17 protein-coding genes are annotated in these 16,253 nt (G+C 62.1%); 8 read left to right on the top strand and 9 right to left on the bottom strand.

The features are described 5' to 3' along the window. The first annotated feature begins 64 nt into the window (after positions 1-64). Together metX and metW are read left to right on the top strand one after the other, a co-directional pair. The gene (metX, locus tag KYK83_RS14875) at positions 65-1,153 is read left to right on the top strand and encodes a homoserine O-acetyltransferase MetX (RefSeq protein ID WP_222828850.1); all 1,089 of its coding nucleotides are present in this window, start codon (positions 65-67) and stop codon (positions 1,151-1,153) included. Beyond that, positions 1,150-1,749, top strand: a complete 600-nt coding sequence (metW, locus tag KYK83_RS14870) for a methionine biosynthesis protein MetW (protein ID WP_222828849.1) — start codon at positions 1,150-1,152, stop codon at positions 1,747-1,749. Before metX ends, metW begins: the two co-directional genes overlap by 4 nt. A gap of 4 nt (positions 1,750-1,753) precedes the next feature. On the opposite strand, the gene KYK83_RS14865 is transcribed toward metW, so the two are convergent. Both KYK83_RS14865 and KYK83_RS14860 read right to left on the bottom strand, forming a co-directional pair. Then, positions 1,754-2,236, bottom strand: coding sequence for a prolyl-tRNA synthetase associated domain-containing protein (locus KYK83_RS14865; protein WP_248284504.1), 483 nt, complete (start codon positions 2,234-2,236; stop codon positions 1,754-1,756). A 27-nt stretch (positions 2,237-2,263) separates the two neighbouring features. Beyond that, entirely contained in the window at positions 2,264-2,638 is a 375-nt protein-coding gene (locus KYK83_RS14860; RefSeq protein ID WP_103022241.1) for a VOC family protein, read from the bottom strand. Between the two features lie 115 nt (positions 2,639-2,753). Between KYK83_RS14860 and KYK83_RS14855 the strand changes: the two genes are divergently transcribed. Together KYK83_RS14855 and KYK83_RS14850 are read left to right on the top strand one after the other, a co-directional pair. After that, the gene (locus tag KYK83_RS14855; RefSeq protein ID WP_222828847.1) at positions 2,754-3,113 is read left to right on the top strand and encodes a hypothetical protein; all 360 of its coding nucleotides are present in this window, start codon (positions 2,754-2,756) and stop codon (positions 3,111-3,113) included. A 74-nt stretch (positions 3,114-3,187) separates the two neighbouring features. After that, positions 3,188-3,553, top strand: coding sequence for a hypothetical protein (locus KYK83_RS14850; protein WP_222828846.1), 366 nt, complete (start codon positions 3,188-3,190; stop codon positions 3,551-3,553). Here KYK83_RS14850 and KYK83_RS14845 read toward each other — a convergent pair. Next, complete coding sequence (locus KYK83_RS14845; RefSeq protein WP_103022244.1) at positions 3,522-3,953, bottom strand: response regulator; 432 nt, start codon at positions 3,951-3,953, stop codon at positions 3,522-3,524. The genes KYK83_RS14850 and KYK83_RS14845 overlap by 32 nt on opposite strands. A 120-nt stretch (positions 3,954-4,073) precedes the next feature. After that, positions 4,074-5,237 carry an N-acetyltransferase gene (locus KYK83_RS14840; RefSeq protein ID WP_222828845.1) on the bottom strand — a complete coding sequence of 388 codons (1,164 nt, stop codon included), beginning with the start codon at positions 5,235-5,237 and terminating at the stop codon, positions 4,074-4,076. A 148-nt stretch (positions 5,238-5,385) separates the two neighbouring features. Here KYK83_RS14840 and KYK83_RS14835 point away from each other — a divergent pair, with 148 nt between their 5' ends. After that, positions 5,386-6,483, top strand: coding sequence for a fatty acid desaturase family protein (locus KYK83_RS14835; protein WP_222828844.1), 1,098 nt, complete (start codon positions 5,386-5,388; stop codon positions 6,481-6,483). 99 nt (positions 6,484-6,582) lie between these two features. Here the strand turns inward: KYK83_RS14835 and lptG are convergent, their stop codons facing one another. From lptG to KYK83_RS14810, 5 genes are all read right to left on the bottom strand, one after another. Then, positions 6,583-7,683 carry an LPS export ABC transporter permease LptG gene (lptG, locus tag KYK83_RS14830; protein ID WP_103022247.1) on the bottom strand — a complete coding sequence of 367 codons (1,101 nt, stop codon included), beginning with the start codon at positions 7,681-7,683 and terminating at the stop codon, positions 6,583-6,585. 9 nt (positions 7,684-7,692) lie between these two features. Next, positions 7,693-8,913, bottom strand: a complete 1,221-nt coding sequence (gene lptF, locus KYK83_RS14825) for an LPS export ABC transporter permease LptF (RefSeq protein WP_222828843.1) — start codon at positions 8,911-8,913, stop codon at positions 7,693-7,695. An 84-nt stretch (positions 8,914-8,997) separates the two neighbouring features. Further along, positions 8,998-9,360 carry an ATP-dependent Clp protease adapter ClpS gene (clpS, locus tag KYK83_RS14820; RefSeq protein WP_196846962.1) on the bottom strand — a complete coding sequence of 121 codons (363 nt, stop codon included), beginning with the start codon at positions 9,358-9,360 and terminating at the stop codon, positions 8,998-9,000. Positions 9,361-9,569: 209 nt separating this feature from the next. After that, complete coding sequence (locus tag KYK83_RS14815; protein ID WP_222828842.1) at positions 9,570-10,382, bottom strand: phasin family protein; 813 nt, start codon at positions 10,380-10,382, stop codon at positions 9,570-9,572. A gap of 107 nt (positions 10,383-10,489) precedes the next feature. Then, the gene (locus KYK83_RS14810; protein ID WP_222828841.1) at positions 10,490-12,355 is read right to left on the bottom strand and encodes a PHA/PHB synthase family protein; all 1,866 of its coding nucleotides are present in this window, start codon (positions 12,353-12,355) and stop codon (positions 10,490-10,492) included. 135 nt (positions 12,356-12,490) lie between these two features. On the opposite strand from KYK83_RS14810, the gene KYK83_RS14805 reads away from it, so the two are divergent. From KYK83_RS14805 to KYK83_RS14795, 3 genes are all read left to right on the top strand, one after another. After that, positions 12,491-13,672 (top strand): LL-diaminopimelate aminotransferase, encoded by a 1,182-nt coding sequence (locus KYK83_RS14805; RefSeq protein ID WP_103022252.1) that lies wholly within the window; start codon positions 12,491-12,493, stop codon positions 13,670-13,672. 60 nt (positions 13,673-13,732) lie between these two features. Then, positions 13,733-14,530, top strand: a complete 798-nt coding sequence (locus KYK83_RS14800; protein ID WP_222828840.1) for a crotonase/enoyl-CoA hydratase family protein — start codon at positions 13,733-13,735, stop codon at positions 14,528-14,530. Between the two features lie 141 nt (positions 14,531-14,671). After that, positions 14,672-16,243 carry an ABC-F family ATP-binding cassette domain-containing protein gene (locus KYK83_RS14795; protein WP_222828839.1) on the top strand — a complete coding sequence of 524 codons (1,572 nt, stop codon included), beginning with the start codon at positions 14,672-14,674 and terminating at the stop codon, positions 16,241-16,243. Positions 16,244-16,253: the final 10 nt, after the last annotated feature.

The following is a 16,253-nucleotide window of genomic DNA, read 5'->3' as shown; positions in this document are numbered from 1 at the left end:
CCTTCGACAAGCGCAAGGCTAGGCGATAGAGACAGGGTTTGATTGTTTCACCCCAAGGTCCGATTTGAACGCCCACTCGCAAACACTGACGCTCCCCGGTTCGCTGCCGCTCGATGGCGGGGGCGAACTGACGCGCGTGGAACTGGCGTTCGAAACCTATGGCGAACTGAATGCGGATCGATCGAACGCGATCCTTCTGTGCCACGCGCTCACGGGCGATCAGTATGTCGCCTCGCCGCATCCGATAACGGGCAAGCCCGGTTGGTGGGAACGGATGGTCGGGCCGGGCAAGCCGATCGACACGGACCGTTTTCATATCATCTGTGCCAATGTCATCGGCAGTTGCATGGGTTCTACAGGCCCGGCGAGCGAGGCGAGCGATGGCCGTCCTTACGCCATGCGCTTTCCCGTCATCACCATCCGCGACATGGTCCGGGCGCATATCGGGTTGCTGGATATGCTCGATATAGAAACGCTCCACGCCGTGGTCGGCGGTTCGATGGGCGGGATGCAGGCCCTCAGCCTGGCGGCGAACTGGCCCGATCGGGCGCGCCGCGTGCTGGTGATTGCATCGACCAGCCGGCACTCGGCGCAGAATATCGCCTTTCACGAACTTGGCCGTCAGGCCATCATGGCCGATCCACGCTGGCAGGACGGGAGTTATTACGGCGGCGATGGGCCCGACAACGGCCTGGCCGTTGCGCGCATGGCAGCGCATATCACCTATCTTTCCGAAGAGGCGCTGACGGGCAAGTTCGGCCGCAACCTTCAGGACCGTGAGGCCAAGAGCTTTGGCTTCGATGCCGATTTCCAGGTCGAAAGCTATCTGCGCTATCAGGGCAGCGGATTTACCCGCCGCTTCGATGCCAACAGCTATCTGTATATCACGCGGGCGATGGATTATTTCGATCTGGCCGAAGAACATGGCGGCAAACTGGCCGATGCTTTCGCCGGCACGGATGCGCGGTTCTGCCTCGTCAGCTTCGATAGCGATTGGCTTTATCCAACCAGCGAAAGTCGCCATGTGGTGCATGCGCTCAATGCTGCAGGTGCTGCGGTCAGCTTCGTCGAACTGTCTGCACCGCATGGGCATGACAGTTTCCTGCTCGATGTGCCGGCGCTTGACCGGGTGATCGGGGGGTTCCTGGGATGAGCGTGGCGGCAATCGATCAACGTCCCGATCTGGCAGCGATTGCCAGTCGGATCACCCCCGACAGCAGGGTGTTGGATATCGGTTGCGGGGACGGCGTGCTGATGATGGCCCTGCGCAAGAAGGGCTGCGACGTGCGCGGGATCGAAATCGACGGCACCTGTGTCGAGCGCTGCGTATCGCAGGGCCTTTCGGTGGTGCAGGGCGATGCGGACAGCGACCTCGGCGATTATCCCGACAAGGGCTTCGATTATGCCGTCCTCAGCCAGACGCTGCAGACCGCCTCGCGGCCCGACCGGATGCTCGACGAATTGCTCAGGGTGGGCACGCGGGCCTTCGTCAGCTTTCCCAATTTCGCTCACTGGCGCACGCGCGCGGCGCTGATGTTCGGCGGGCGGATGCCGGTGACGCGGAGCATTCCGGTAAGCTGGTATGAAACGCAGAACATCCACCACGTCACGGTCCACGATTTTCGCGAACTGGCTCGCGAAAAAGGCGCTACGATAGTGCGGGACTGGTATTTTGCCGGCAAGCGGCCGGTATCGCGGGCGGGCGCCAATATGCGCGCCGAATTCGCTGTCTTCGAACTTTCGCGCTGATCTTTCAGGCTGATTTCTTCGGTATGGCCGCCACCACCGGGTCGTGACCCCAGTGCCGCACCAGCGCGAGCACGTCGGCGCCAGCGAGGCCCAATGTCCCGGTATTGCGTAAGGGATGGACGTTCATCCGGGCGCTTCTGGCGAGTTCCTCGTCGATCACCACGGTGATGCTGCCCGGCTGCGCCTCGATCATCGCCAGCGGCGTCACAGATCCGGGCGCTACGCCCAGCAGGCGCTCCATATCGTCGGCCTTGCCGAAACTGACGCGTTTGCAGCCGATGGCATGGGGAAGGGCTTTCAGATCGACCCGGGCCTGTGCGGGAACAGTAACCAGCCAGAAAGCCCCGCCTGCATCCTTCAGGAACAGGTTCTTGGTGTGAGCGCCGGGAATGTCCGCGTCGATCGACCGGCTCTCCTCGACGGTGAAAACCGCGGCATGCTCATGCGCGGCAAACGGGATCGCAAGCGTCGCCAGGTCGGCCAGCAATCCCGCTTCGCCTCTTTGCACGTGGTTTTACGATCCGATGCGGTGAAGGGCACACAGCTTGTTGCCATCGGGATCGCGCAAATAGGCGAGATACATGCCCGAACCGGGGCGTTCGCCCGGCGGGTCTTCGATCGCGGTGCCGCCGTTCGCCACGCCAGCGGCGTGCCATGCATCCGCCTGTTCCGGCGTCATCGCAAACCCTACGGTGCTGCCGTTGCCGGGGGTGGCGTCCTTGCCGTCTATCGGCTTGGTGACCAGGAAAGCACCGCCGTTATGAAGATACATAAGGCGCCCTTTTTCGTCGACGATGGCTTCCTTTCCGCCGATCGCCTTGAAGGTCGCGTCGTAGAATGTTTTCGACCGATCGATGTCGTTCGAACCCACCATCATGTGACTGTACATCCGGTACTCTCTCCTTTGAGTTTCGATTCGCCACCTTAAGCGCTCGCCATAGGCTGGCAAGCCGCGATTGGCGCTGGTCGCTTGCGGTTCAGACTGGCAGGTCTAGAAGCGCGTCATGCTGACCTTTCTCGCCCCCATCGCCCTGACACTAGCCCAAGCGACGACCGGCGCGCCGCCGCTGCCGAAACTTACGCTCGAACAATCGAGCGCGCTGCGCTGTTCGGTCGCCTTCGGCATCGTTCATCGCCAGCAGGCTGATGGGGACGCTGCGGCAGTGCAGTATCCCGCCATGGCGCCCCGCGGGCAGGAATTCTTCGTCCGCGCGACTGCACGGCTGATGGACGATCTGGGCGCGGATCGCGAAACCATCATGGCGCTCGTGAAAAGGGAGAGCGCGGATCTGCTCGATACGCCCGAACGGATCGACGAGGTAATGCCCGCCTGCCTGATGATGCTGGACGCATCGGGGCTGTGAAGCTGCGTTCAGACAAAAGTCACCGCACGGCGCCTAGATCGCTCACCGAATCTCACATTTCGCCGGGGTCTTTCATGCGCAAACTCGTACTTCCCGTGATGCTCGGTGCGCTTGCGTTGCCCGCACCTGCCGTTGCGCAGGCTAATGTTGATGATGCAGTGGCGGCACTTGGCGATCTGAGCCACCAGTTGCGCGACCCAGAGCGCCAGCGCGAAATGAAGCTGATGATGCAGGCAATGACCGAAGTGCTGCTCGACATGCCGATCGCCCCGCTGGCGCAGGCTGCCGCCGATATGGCGGGTGAGAAAGCGCAGGATATCGATCCTGACCTCACATTGCGGAAGATGGCACCCGAAGCAGGCCGTGTCGGCGGTGACATGATGCGCAGCCTGTTACGCGCTGTGGACGCTAACGCAGAACGTCGCGAAGGCGGGAAATAAGCCCCTTCTTTTCGGGTTCGCGCAGCAAATCGACCAGAATGGCGGCATCGTAAGGCTTTTCCAGAACGCAGCCGAGCGCGGCAATATCTTCGGGAATGTCCTGCGGCGCACCGGTCGAAAAGATGATGCGCGGGCTGTCCGGCCCAAGGGTGCGGACCAGTTCGGCAATCGCCCAGCCATCGTCTCGGTCGGCCAGATGAACGTCCAGCACGATCGCATCGGGGCGTTCGTCGCGAAGATGTTCCATCGCCTCTTCGGTAGACGTCGACAAGGCAACCTGCTTCACGCCGGCATCCAGCAGCGCATTCTCTATCGTGAGGCCGAGCACCGCGTCATCTTCGACCACCAGCACAAAGGCAGGCAGCTTCTTACGCGCGGTCGTAACGGATTGCTGCTTCATCGGGTCTCTTGAAATTGGCGAGTGCCGCGCTTCATCCAACAACGGGATGGTGGCCGCCGGGGTTCCCGGCAGTTGCATTTCAGTTCCACGAAGTGGCGCAAATGCGACAGCCGATAACTCTCAGGAGATCAGCGACTTTTCGAAAATGGCATATTCGCGATTGATGGTGCTCTGGATCGCATCGGCAATCGCCATCATCCCCTGATTGTCGTCGAGGATCCAGCCGATCTCGGCCCGGCGGGTCTCGTATTTGTCTACCGCTACGTCACGGATCTGGCTGATCATCATGAAGGCCAGCTGGCTGGCGAGCCGCGAATTGTGCAGCTCTCGAAGCACGCCCATGAGTGGTACACGCATGCCCATTCGCCGCGGCTTGCGTAACCAGCGAAGGATATGGAACCAGCCGAACGGAAACAGCTTGCCACCGACCTTGCGCAGCACGTCGTTCATATCCGGGAACGTCAGCATGAACGCGACCGGCTTGCCATCCAGTTCGGCGATCAGATTGAGATCGGGGTGGATGATCGGCTTCAGTTTTTTGCCGGCATAGGCGATCTCGGCATTGGTGAAGGGCACGAAGCCCCAGTTGTTGGACCACGCATCGTTCAGGATGGCGAGGATGGTTTCCACTTCCTCGTCCCATCGGCTCACATCGACGGGCCGCAGGGTGATGCGGTCGTTACGCTGCCCCGACTGCACGATGCGGCGGATCAGCGGCGGAAAGTCGCTGGTTACGTCCAGATCGTATGTCAGCAACGTCTTCGTACGCGAGTAACCTGCACTTTCGATCCATTCGCGGTAGATGGCCGGGTGGTGCCCCATCATGATCATCGGATCGTGATCCTGCCCTTTGACCAGCAGACCCGGTTCTTCCCAGATCGACATCGATATCGGCCCGATGGCACGGTTCATGCCCTGGCTGGCGAGCCATTCTTCGGCGCGTTTCAGCAGAGCATGGGCGACGGTTTCGTCCTCGGCGTCGAAATAGCCGAACATGCCGGCGCCCGGGCCAAATCCCTGCTCGCGCGGCAGTTCGAGCGCCAGGCGGTCGATATGCGCGGAAATGCGTCCTACCGGCTTGCCGCCGCGACGGGCCAGGAAAAGCTGGTGTGCGGCATGGCCGAAAAACGGGTTCTTCTCCGGATTGACCAGTTCCAGTTGTTCGGAACGCAGTTGCGGGACCCAGTGTGGTTCACGCGCCGCAAAGTCGCGACCGGTATTGACGAAGGCCGCCCGCCCCGCCTTGCCCTCGACCAGTTCAATCACCACATTTGCATCGGACATTCGCGCAATACCTTCGTTCAGATTGCGTTAGCCCTGAGTGCGCTAGCTGATCTTTGTCAAGGAAACGCGGATGCGCGATCACTATGATCGACAGCGGGTGCTGTATCGCTCGCGTTATTTCGGCTAAGGCCTCCCGGGAAGCTTAATAATGAACGTGCAACAGACACAGATTTCGGCCGCCGATATCGTCTCGCGTCGTGACGCGGGATCGGGCTGGCACGCGCAAATTCCGGATGACAAGGCGATGCTCCGGGCCGCGCGCGACCTGACCAAGGACATTTCCGACCATCGGGCGGATATCTACTGGCCCGATATGATCGGATCGGCGCTGGTCGGCTATGGCTTACTGGCGGGCGCGATTCTTGTCGAAAGCGTGCCTCTCGCCATCGGACTGGGCGTTCTGGCGGTGCTCGCGCTCTATCGCGCGCTGTTGTTCATCCACGAAATTTCGCATTTCAGGAACGGTGCCTTGCCGGGTTTCCGCACCGCATGGAATGCGCTTGTCGGTGTCCCCATGCTGACGCCTTCCTTCATGTACGAACAGGTGCACACGCTGCATCACAAGCGCACGCAATACGGGACCACCGCGGATCCCGAATATCTGCCGCTGGCGCTGATGAAGCCACTCAGCCTGCCAACCTTCGTGCTCGTCGCGCTTCTTGCGCCTGCTGCGCTGCTGTTCCGCTTCGCCGTGCTGGTGCCGCTGGGCGCGCTTTTTCCGCCCGTGCGCCAGCTGACGTGGCAGCGTTTCAGCGCGCTGGCGATCAATCCCGAATTTCGCCGCCGCCCGCCCGAAGGCGATCTGCCGCGGCGGGTGTTCTGGCTCGAGCTCGGCGGCATGTTGTGGAGCTGGGTGCTGATCGGCAGCATCTTTGCCTTCGGCTGGAAGCCCTTGCTGGTGGCCCTGGCGATCTTCTCCGTGGTTGCCGTGCTCAACCAGCTGCGCACGCTGGTCGCGCATCTGTGGGAGAATGAAGGCGACGCGATGACTGTCACCGCGCAGTTCCTCGACAGCGTCAACGTGCCGCCGCCCGGGCGCATCGCCGAACTGTGGGCCCCCGTGGGCCTGCGCTATCATGCGCTGCACCACCTCATGCCCTCAATGCCCTATCACTCCCTTCCCGAAGCCCATCGCCGGCTGGTGGCGGAGCTGGAGAATACTTCGAGCTATCACGGTGCAAACCATGCCGGGATGGGCGTGCTGGTCGCACGGATCGCGCGCAACACCATGCGCCCGCGCGGCTGACGGCGCGCTGCGCAGCAAAAAGGCCGCTCCCCTCGGTGGGTGGGAACGGCCTTCGCATTTCACCCTGCCATCGACAGGGTAAACCAAACTTTTCCCGGCCTATTCCTCCGTGCGGATAAGCACGGTTTCGCCGATCAGCAGGAACAGCAGGAACGGCGACCAGGCTGCAAGGAAGGGCGGATAGCCGCCAAAACTGCCCATGGCCAGCGCTGCGTTGTCGACCACGAAATAGGCAAAGCCCAGCGCCATCCCGATCACCGCGCGCACGAACAGCTGGCCCGACCGCGCCAGTCCGAAAGCGGCGACTGCGCCCAGCAGCGGCATGAGGAAAGCCGAGAGCGGCCCCGAAATCTTGTGCCACCATTTCGCGCGCAGTTCGGATGTGCGGCGCCCGGCGCGTTCGAATTCTGCGATCGAGCTTCCCAGCGTCCAGAAGGGTTCGCCATCGGGGTCGATCTTCGCCAGGTCGATCTGTTCGGGCAGCAGGCCTTCGCCCACCACGACGCTGGCCGGATCGTCGGTCACTGCATTCTGGACGTTGAAGCGGGTCAGCCCCCCTTCGAGCCGCCATCCCGGCCCGGCATAGCGTGCCCGGTCCGCATCGATCTGCTCCACGATCATCCCGTCGGGATTGCGCCGGTACCAGGTCACCTTGCGCATGGCGATCGCCTCGCCCGATCCGGCGACATAGGCGGCGGTCAGGATATTGTCGCCATCGGTCAGATAGACGTTGGTCTTCACCCCGCTTTCCGTCGGGATCGGCCCGTATTCGACCGCCTCCCACGCCTTCAGCGTCTGGGTCGATTTCGTCACGACCTGTTCGTTGAAGACGAAGGTCGCCACCGACACGATGCCTGCCGTCAGCAACAGCGGTGCCAGCACCTGATGCGCCGACAGGCCGGCCGCCTTCATCGCGATCACCTCGCTGTTCTGGTTCAGCGTCACCAGCGTGATCAGCGTCGCCAGCAGCACGGAATAGGGCAGGAAGCGTGAGATAAGCTGCGGCACGCGCAATCCCGCATAGGTCAGCAATTCGCCTTGCCCGTTGCCGGGCACGGCGAGGATTTCGCCGCTCTTCGACAGCAGGTCCAGCATCAGCAGCACCAGCACCAGCACGAACAGCATCGCCGCGATGCGTACGGTGAAGAGCTTTGCCAGATAGACGGTCAGCGTGCGCGAGGGGAAGAAGTCGAGTTGCATCGGATCCCGTTATTCGGCCGCAGCCAGATCGATCTTGACCGAACGGCGACGGAACAGCCTGCCGATCCGCTTGGTCATCTTCTCGAACCAGATTTCCAGCGCACCGATGGCCTGCCCGCCGGGTACATGGGCCACCCGCCAATACATCCAAATGATCAGTGCCGCGAACAGGAAGAATGGCCCCCACAATGCCAGGATCGGATCGACCCGGCCCAGCGCGGCGACATCTTCGCCGTACTGGTTCACCTTGTGATAGGCGACCACCATCACGATGGACAGGAACACGCCCAGCGCGCTGGTCGATCGCTTGGGCGGTACGCCCAGCGCCACGGCCAATAGCGGCATCAGCGCCATCATCACCACTTCCACCAGCCGGAAGTTGAAGCTTGCCTGGCTGGCGTCGCGCTGCCCTTCCGGCAGCGATGAATTCCACCCGATCCGCAGCAGTTCGGGCAGGATATATTCGCGTTCGGCATCGCCGCGGGCGCGGAACTGGTCGACCGTGGGCAGGTCGATCGGCAGATCGTGCCGGGTAAAGGTAAGGACGCGCGGCGTCTGGCTGCCGGTTTCCTGCACGATGGTACCATTGGTCAGGCGCAGGATGATCGTGTCGGGATTGTCGGACGTTGCCAGGAAAGCGCCTTCCTTGGCGGAAATCGACAGCACCTGGTTCTTGTCGTTCGCCACGCGGGCGAAAATGCCCTGCAGCCGGCGTCCGTCGTCTTCGCTGCCGTCGATCCGCAGCGCCATCCGGTCGGCCAGCGTGGTGAATTCGCCCACCTTGATCGATGCGCCCAGCGCACCCGATCGCAGTTCGTATTCCATCTGCTCGTAATAATAACGGCTGACCGGCTGGATGAAGAACACCAGCGCCACATTGACGATCATAAGCACGGCCGTGATCGCAAACGGCACGCGCAGCAATCGCCCATAGCCGAGGCCGACGGCACGAAACACGTCGAGTTCGCTGCTGGTCGCCAGCTTGCGGAAGGCGAGCAATACGCCCAGCAGCAGGCCCAGCGGAATGGCCAGGCTCGCATATTCGGGCACCAACGCGATCAGCATCTTGAACACGACGCCGACAGGACCGCCTTCGATCGCGACGAAATCGAACAGCCGCAGCATCTTGTCGAGCACCAGCAGCGATGCCGCGATGGCGAAGACCGACAGCATCGGCACGATGACGAGCCTGAAGATGTAACGGTCGATGCTGGGCAGGAACTTGAGCAAGATTTCGCCGGATCAGTTGTCTTGGACCACGGCCCTAGCGCGCTTTTGAGCGCAGGTCATGCCCTTCGTGGGCGCGGCGGGCATTCAGGCCTTTTCGAGCGTGCATTGCAGCGGGTGCTGGTTCTGCCGCGCGAAATCCATCACCTGATGGACCTTGGTCTCGGCGACCTCGTACGGAAAGATCCCGCATACGCCCACGCCCTTCTGGTGAACATGCAGCATCACGCGGGTCGCTTCTTCCATGTCCATCTTGAAGAACCGCTTCAGCACGATGACGACGAACTCCATCGGCGTGTAATCGTCGTTCAGCAGCAAAACCTTGTACTGGCTCGGCTTCTTGGGCTTGGCCCGGGTCTTGGTGGCAATACCCAGCTGGCCTTCGCCGTCACGCGATTCGTCGTCGTTTCCGGCGGCGCGGACGGGCAGGCGGGGCGGGGAATAAAACATTACGTGACCCATTATCGTATCGGTTTGCCAAATCGCAAGGCGTCAGCGGCCAGCAAAGCCATTTGCAGGACAAGAAAGCACGGCTGCGCGGCGTAAACGACAAAAAATGGGCCGGATGGTTCGAAACCATCCGGCCCACGGTGTCCAATTCGCCGGGCTTTGGGAGAGAGGAGAGAGGGCCCGGCGGAATTGAATTCGGTCGAACGCGCTCAGGCGGCCTTCGAAACCTTGTCGACGGCCAGGCTCATGCGGTTCGAAACCGGTGCGAAGGCTTCGTTGGCCAGCTTCAGCATGGCTTCCGTGTTCTTCGAAGTGGTCGAAACCATGGCGTCGAAATTGCGGCGGGCGATTTCGCCCTGCAGCTGGAACAGTTCGGTCGGCGATTTGATCGCAGCGAACTTCTTGACGTCGCCTTGGACGGTTTCGGCAGCCGACTTGGCTTCGTCCATATAGGTGCGGCCCATGTCCTGCATGCCGGCAGCCAGGATCTTGCCCGATTCGACCAGCGCTTCGATGTTGCCCTTCTGGAACTCGACGGCGTCCTTGGTCATTTCGGTGCCCTTTTCATAAGCGGCCTTGGCGCGGGTCTGCATGTCGGCAGCCATTTCTTTCGCCTTGGCGGTATATTCGATATTGGTGGTCTTGTTGGCAGTGGCCATGATCGTATCCTTCAACTGGGAAATCGAACTGCGCTTGGCGGGAGTCGCCTTGGCAGGAGCGCCCTTGGTCGAGGACGCCGGTGTAGTCTTGGCAGCAGCGGTTTTCGGTGCGGCCTTCTTCTTTGCAAGTGCCTTCTTCGGCTTGGTCTTTCCTGCAGATGCCTTGGCCTTGGGGGCGGGCTCGGCAGCGACGGCCTTGGCGACGGCATCGGCCTTGACCGGAGCGGAAGCTCCAGCATCGACAGCCTTTTCGACTGCCTTGGCGTCTACCGGCTGCTTGGCCGAATCCGCGGTCTTTTTCTCGGCGGCGTCGGCAAATGCCTTTTCGGCGGCCGCATCGATTTTACTCTGGCTATCAGCCATGGGAGACCTCGCTTTGTTGCACTGCACAAAATAGGCATTGCACCAGCGAAGTCAAGGATTTTTTGTGCAGTGCACAATAATCCGGAAAGTCTATTAATGTCGGCTACTTAGCGTGTCGAAACATAGCGTCCCGGCGCATCTTCGATGACCGTGTCGCCTTTGCCGCCGGGCTTGCGCTTGCCCTTTGCAGGTACGGTCGCATCGTCCTGCTGGTGCAGCCAGTCGATCCAGTCGGGCCACCAGCTTCCGGGATGTTCTTCGGCGCCCTCGCGGAACTCTGCCAGCGTGCGCGGCGATCCGTCATTGGTCCAGTACTGGTATTTCTTCGCATCGGGCGGATTGACCACGCCCGCGATATGGCCCGAACCTGCCAGGACGAACTTCAGCGGTCCGCTGAAATGATCGTTGATCCGCCAGACGCTTTCGGCAGGGGCGATATGGTCTTCCTTGCCGGCCTGGACATAGGTCGGTGTTTTCACCAGCCCGATATCGACCGGCGTGCCGTCCACGCTCAGCGCGTCCGCTTCGACCAGCTTGTTGTCGCGGTATAGGTCGGTCAGATATTGCTGATGCCATTTGGCGGGCAGATTGGTGACATCGCCGTTCCAGTGCAGCAGGTCGAAGGCGGGATAATCCTCGCCCAGCAGGTAATTGCTGACCACGTAATTCCAGATCAGATCGGTGCCGCGCAGCATGTTGAACGTCGCCGCCATATAACGACCGTCCAGATAACCATCGGCGCTCATCGCCTTGACCATGCCCAGCTGATTGTCGTCGACGAAATTCAGCAGTTCGCCCGCCTTTTCGAAATCGACCTGTGCGGTGAAGAACGTCGCGCTCTTCACCTTGTCCTGCTCGCCGCGGCGATGCAGCAGTGCCAGCGTCGCCGCCAGCGTGGTGCCGGACACGCAATATCCGATGGCGTGCACGTTCTTCACGTTCAACCGCTCGCGGATGTGGTCGATGGCGTCCATCTGGGCGCGCACATAATCGTCCCAGATCACGTTCTTCATGCTGGCATCGGCCGATTTCCAGCTGACCATAAACACCGTGATGCCCTGTTCCACCGCCCAGCGCACGAAGCTTTTCTTGGCGTTGAGGTCCAGGATATAGAATCGGTTGATCCAGGGCGGGAAGATCACCAGCGGCACGTCCAGCACCGTTTCGGTTGTCGGGGAATACTGGATCAACTGGTACATCGGCGTTTCGTGAACGACCTTGCCGGGCGTCACGGCGATATTCTCGCCCAGCTTGAAGGCGCTGGCATCGGTATGGGACAATTGCCCGCGGCGCAGATCGGCCATCAGATGCTCCATGCCTTTCACCAGATTCTCGCCGCGCGTCTCCAGCGTGCGCTCCATCACTACCGGGTTCAGCAACGGAAAGTTCGCGGGGCTTGCCGCTTCGGTGATCGTGCGGGTGGTGAAGCGCAGCTGTTCGCGCTTGTCGTCCGACAGGCCCTCCATCTTGTCGACCATGTCGGCCACGCGTTCGGCCAGGAACAGATAGGTCTGGTGGATCAGCGCATAGGCGGGGTGGGCACGCCAGCGCGGATCGGCAAAGCGCCGGTCCGTGCGCGGCAGGTCGGGCTCGCCCTTCGCTTCGGGCTGGCCATCCGGACCAAGGCCGTACTGGCCCAGCACCTGCTGCCACATCGCCATGCCTTCCTGCATCAGCGCCTGTTGCTGCGCAGGGTTGGCGATCGGCATCTGGCGGTACCAGTCCTGCGCCAGCTTCATCCAGCGGGTCGGGTCCATATAGGCGGCCAGCGCCTGCGGATTGGTCAGCTGCTCGGTCTGGTATTCCAGCCACATCCCCTGCAGCTTCGCGCCGACGGCGGTCCACTCGCGCATGTCCTCCGCGCTCAGCGGCGTTCCGGAACTCGCCTCGGCGAAGGGCGCGAACATCGTGCGCGCGAATTTCGCGGGTGCTTCGAACATGTTGGTGAAGGGATCGGGGCCGTCGTCGGTCATTCTCGCTCCTCTGGCGTTTCAAGCGCCTGTTTGGGCAGCAATAGGATATTACGCGTCTGCTTGCACCTGCGGCGTTTGCACCTGCATGGTGAATAGGTAATCAGTGTGACTCAACCAACGCCCGAAAGAGCTCGAATGTCCGACGAATTCTACCGCATCAAGCGTCTGCCACCTTATGTCATCGCCGAAGTGAACGCGATGCGGCATGCGGCGCGGCGCTCGGGCAAGGATATTATAGATCTCGGCATGGGCAATCCGGACCGCCCGCCACCCCAGCATGTGATCGACAAATTATGCGAAGTCGCGGCCAAGCCCAGCGCGCATGGCTACTCCCAGTCGAAAGGCATACCGGGCCTGCGCAAGGCTCAGGCGAATTATTACGGTCGCCGCTTCAATGTGGATCTCGATCCCGAACGCGAAGTCGTGGTGACGATGGGATCGAAGGAAGGCCTGTCGTCCATGGCCACGGCCATCACCGCGCCGGGCGATGTGGTGCTGGCGCCAAGCCCCAGCTATCCGATCCATACCTTCGGCTTCATCATTGCCGGGGCCACCATCCGCAGCGTGCCGACCACGCCGGACGAACATTACTGGAAGGCGCTCGACAACGCGATGGCCTATACCGTCCCGCGCCCGACGGTGCTGGTGGTGAACTATCCCAGCAATCCCACGGCGGAAACGGTCGATCTCGCGTTCTACGAAAGGCTGGTCGCTTGGGCGAAAGAGAACAAGGTCTGGGTCCTCTCGGACCTCGCCTATTCCGAACTCTATTACGACGGGAAGCCCACCCGCTCGATCCTCGAGGTGCCCGGCGCCAAGGACGTGGCGGTCGAATTCACCTCCATGTCCAAGACCTATTCCATGGCCGGCTGGCGGATGGGTTTCGCGGTCGGCAATCAGGAACTGATCTCGGCGCTGACGCGGGTGAAAAGCTATCTCGATTACGGCGCCTTCACTCCGATCCAGGCGGCCGCCTGTGCTGCGCTCAACGGGCCGCAGGACGTGGTGGAGGAAAACCGCGCGCGCTATCAGCATCGCCGCGATGTGATGGTCGAAAGCTTCGGCCGCGCCGGATGGGACATTCCCTCGCCGCCCGCCAGCATGTTCGCCTGGGCGCCGATCCCGGAAGCCTTCCATAATGTCGGCAGCCTGGAATTCTCCAAGCAGTTGCTCGAACATGCCGGCGTCGCGGTCGCGGCAGGTGTGGGTTATGGCGAAGAAGGCGAAGGCTTCGTACGCATCGCCATGGTCGAAAACGAACAGCGCATCAGACAGGCTGCCCGAAACGTGAAGCGTTTTCTCGCCGAACACGGCTGATCAAACGTATGATTGACATGTAGGCGGCGAACCGTCGGCGCCGGGAGAGAGGATTTAGGCATGAATTTCCAGGATCGCGTTTCGATCGATCTCGCCGATAATGGCGTGGCACAGGTCCGCTTCACGCGCGGCGACAAGATGAATGCGCTTGATGGCGCGCAGTTCGAAGCCGTGCTGGAAGCAGGCCAGGCCCTGCGCGAAATGAAGGGTTTGCGGGTGGCAGTCCTGTCTGGCGAAGGTCGCGCCTTCTGCGCCGGGCTCGATCTGTCCAGCATGGCGGCCGGCGGCTCGAACCCGCAGGCAAAGCTCGTCGACCGCACGCACGGCAATGCCAACCGCGCGCAGGAAGCCGCGATGACCTGGCGCAAATGCCCCGTCCCAGTCATCGCCGCCGTCCACGGCGTCTGCTTCGGCGGCGGTCTCCAGATCGCCAGCGGCGCGGACATCCGCGTGGTCCATCCGGCAACGCGCATGGCGGTTATGGAAATGAAATGGGGCCTCGTCCCAGACATGGGCGGCTATACCCTCTGGCGCGGCCTGGTGCGTGACGACACCCTCCGCGAGCTGACCTATACCAACCGGGAATTCTCTGGCGAAGAGGCTCTCGGCCTGGGCTTCGCCACCATGATCGACGACGATCCTCTGGCCAAGGCCACCGCGCTGGCAGAAACCATCGCCAACAAGAACCCCGATGCCATCCGCGGCTCCAAGCGCCTGTTCAAGGTCATGCAGGAAGAAGGCGAAGATGCCATCCTTCTGGCGGAAAGCCGCGAACAGGATGGCATCATGCGCACGCCCAATCAGGTCGAGGCGGTCATGGCGGAAATGGAAAAGCGCCCGCCCCGCTTCGCCGACTGAGGCGCTGGCCGCTTGCACTTTGCGACATCCGTCGCCAAATTGCGAGCGCGGCCCGGTATGGCCGAACTGACAGGAGCAAGGCATCGATGAACATCTGAGCGAAAATTCGTCCTTTCCGACAATTCTCTGCTCCGGTGATCCATGCCCAATCTCGTTCTCGATTCCGTGTCCGTCGCGACTCCCGACGGTACTCCGCTTTTCCCGGCCCTATCGCTGACCGTCGGTCGCGAAGCCATCGGTCTGTTCGGCAGGAACGGGTCGGGCAAGACCACGCTGCTGCGCGCGATCGTGGGTGACGGTTCGTACTCCGGCTCCATCCTATGCAATGGCGCCGTCGGCTTTCTGCGGCAGGAAAGCATTGCGGGGGATCGCATCGTTGCAGATGTGCTGGGTGCTACAGAAGACCTGACACGGCTGCGGCGGATAGAGGAGGGAAGGCCGCGCGAGGACGATATCGATCGTGCCGACTGGACCCTGTCGGCACGACTGGAGGCGGCGCTGGCGCAGGTCGATCTCCCCGCAGTCGACTGGACCCGCCCCTATGCGAGTTTCAGCGGCGGAGAGCGGATGCGGTTGAAGCTGGCCGCGCTGCTGCTTCCCGACCCCGCTATCCTGCTCCTCGACGAACCGACCAACAATCTCGACCGCGACGGGCGCAATGCCATTATCCGGCTGTTGACGGGGTGGCATGGGGCGATCCTGTGCGCCAGCCACGACCGCGAACTGCTGGAAAACGTCGACCGCATCGTCGATCTGTCCACGGCCGGGGCCACGGTGTTCGGCGGTGCCTGGTCGGCATTTCGCGACTATCGCGATGGGGAGCGCGCTCGTGCGATCAATGCGCTCGAGGCGGCCAAGGCGGATCACAAGGCGGCACAGCGCACCCAGCAGCGTGAACTGGAAAAGCAGGCTCGGCGCGACAAGCGCGGCCGCGCCGTCGCCGCGCGCAAGGCGGAACCCAAAATGCATCTCTATGCCCAGCAGCAGCGGGCGGAAAAGACTGGCGCCCGCACACTGGCTGTCAGGCAGGATTTGGCCCGCACAACGCAGGAGGCGCTGGGCGATGCGCAATCGCGGGTCGAGCGCGTGGTGCCCGTGCATATCGCGCTTGGCTCCTGCGGGCTGTCCTCGCGCCATGTGCTCGTCGATGCTTCGGGTGTGGCACGCGATTTCGGTCCGCGCCGTCTGTTCGGCCCGCTCGACATCCATATCCGCGGCCCCGAGCGTATCGCGCTCGTCGGGGCGAACGGATCCGGAAAGACCAGCCTCATCCACCTGCTGACCGGTACAGCCGAACCCGCCACCGGGCAGATCGAAGCGGACCGGGATCGTATCGCTGTGCTCGACCAGCACCTGGCATTGCTGGGTGATGATGAAACGCTGATTGCCGCGATGCGGCGACACAATCCGGCGCTGGATCGGCAGGAGGCGCATGCTGCGCTGGCCCGGTTCGGCTTTCGGGGCCACTGGGCCGACCGACTGGCAGGTGCGCTGTCCGGCGGGGAGAAGGTACGGCTGGCTCTGGCCTGTCTGTTCGCGCGGCCGGATCCGCCGCAATTGCTGATCCTCGACGAACCGACCAACCACCTTGATATCGACGCGATCGAACTGCTCGAAATGGCCTTGCGCGATTATGACGGAGCCATTCTGTGCGTCAGCCATGACGCGGCATTTCGCAGGGCTATCGCGCTGGAGCGGGAAATCTGTCTCTAGCCGCAACAGA

Origin of the sequence: Qipengyuania pacifica, assembly GCF_019857205.1 — a bacterium.
Taxonomy (GTDB): Bacteria; Pseudomonadota; Alphaproteobacteria; order Sphingomonadales; family Sphingomonadaceae; genus Qipengyuania; species Qipengyuania pacifica.
The sequence above is the reverse complement of the archived record's forward strand: the minus strand, read 5'-3'. Positions and strand labels throughout refer to the sequence as shown.

Coding starts and splice junctions, on each gene's coding strand:
- metW (WP_222828849.1), top strand. CDS start 1,150: ATGAGCGTGGCGGCAATCGATCAACGTCCCGATCTGGCAGCGATTGCC.
- KYK83_RS14860 (WP_103022241.1), bottom strand. CDS start 2,638: ATGTACAGTCACATGATGGTGGGTTCGAACGACATCGATCGGTCGAAA.
- KYK83_RS14855 (WP_222828847.1), top strand. CDS start 2,754: ATGCTGACCTTTCTCGCCCCCATCGCCCTGACACTAGCCCAAGCGACG.
- KYK83_RS14850 (WP_222828846.1), top strand. CDS start 3,188: ATGCGCAAACTCGTACTTCCCGTGATGCTCGGTGCGCTTGCGTTGCCC.
- KYK83_RS14845 (WP_103022244.1), bottom strand. CDS start 3,953: ATGAAGCAGCAATCCGTTACGACCGCGCGTAAGAAGCTGCCTGCCTTT.
- KYK83_RS14840 (WP_222828845.1), bottom strand. CDS start 5,237: ATGTCCGATGCAAATGTGGTGATTGAACTGGTCGAGGGCAAGGCGGGG.
- KYK83_RS14835 (WP_222828844.1), top strand. CDS start 5,386: ATGAACGTGCAACAGACACAGATTTCGGCCGCCGATATCGTCTCGCGT.
- lptG (WP_103022247.1), bottom strand. CDS start 7,683: ATGCAACTCGACTTCTTCCCCTCGCGCACGCTGACCGTCTATCTGGCA.
- clpS (WP_196846962.1), bottom strand. CDS start 9,360: ATGTTTTATTCCCCGCCCCGCCTGCCCGTCCGCGCCGCCGGAAACGAC.
- KYK83_RS14815 (WP_222828842.1), bottom strand. CDS start 10,382: ATGGCTGATAGCCAGAGTAAAATCGATGCGGCCGCCGAAAAGGCATTT.
- KYK83_RS14810 (WP_222828841.1), bottom strand. CDS start 12,355: ATGACCGACGACGGCCCCGATCCCTTCACCAACATGTTCGAAGCACCC.
- KYK83_RS14805 (WP_103022252.1), top strand. CDS start 12,491: ATGTCCGACGAATTCTACCGCATCAAGCGTCTGCCACCTTATGTCATC.
- KYK83_RS14800 (WP_222828840.1), top strand. CDS start 13,733: ATGAATTTCCAGGATCGCGTTTCGATCGATCTCGCCGATAATGGCGTG.
- KYK83_RS14795 (WP_222828839.1), top strand. CDS start 14,672: ATGCCCAATCTCGTTCTCGATTCCGTGTCCGTCGCGACTCCCGACGGT.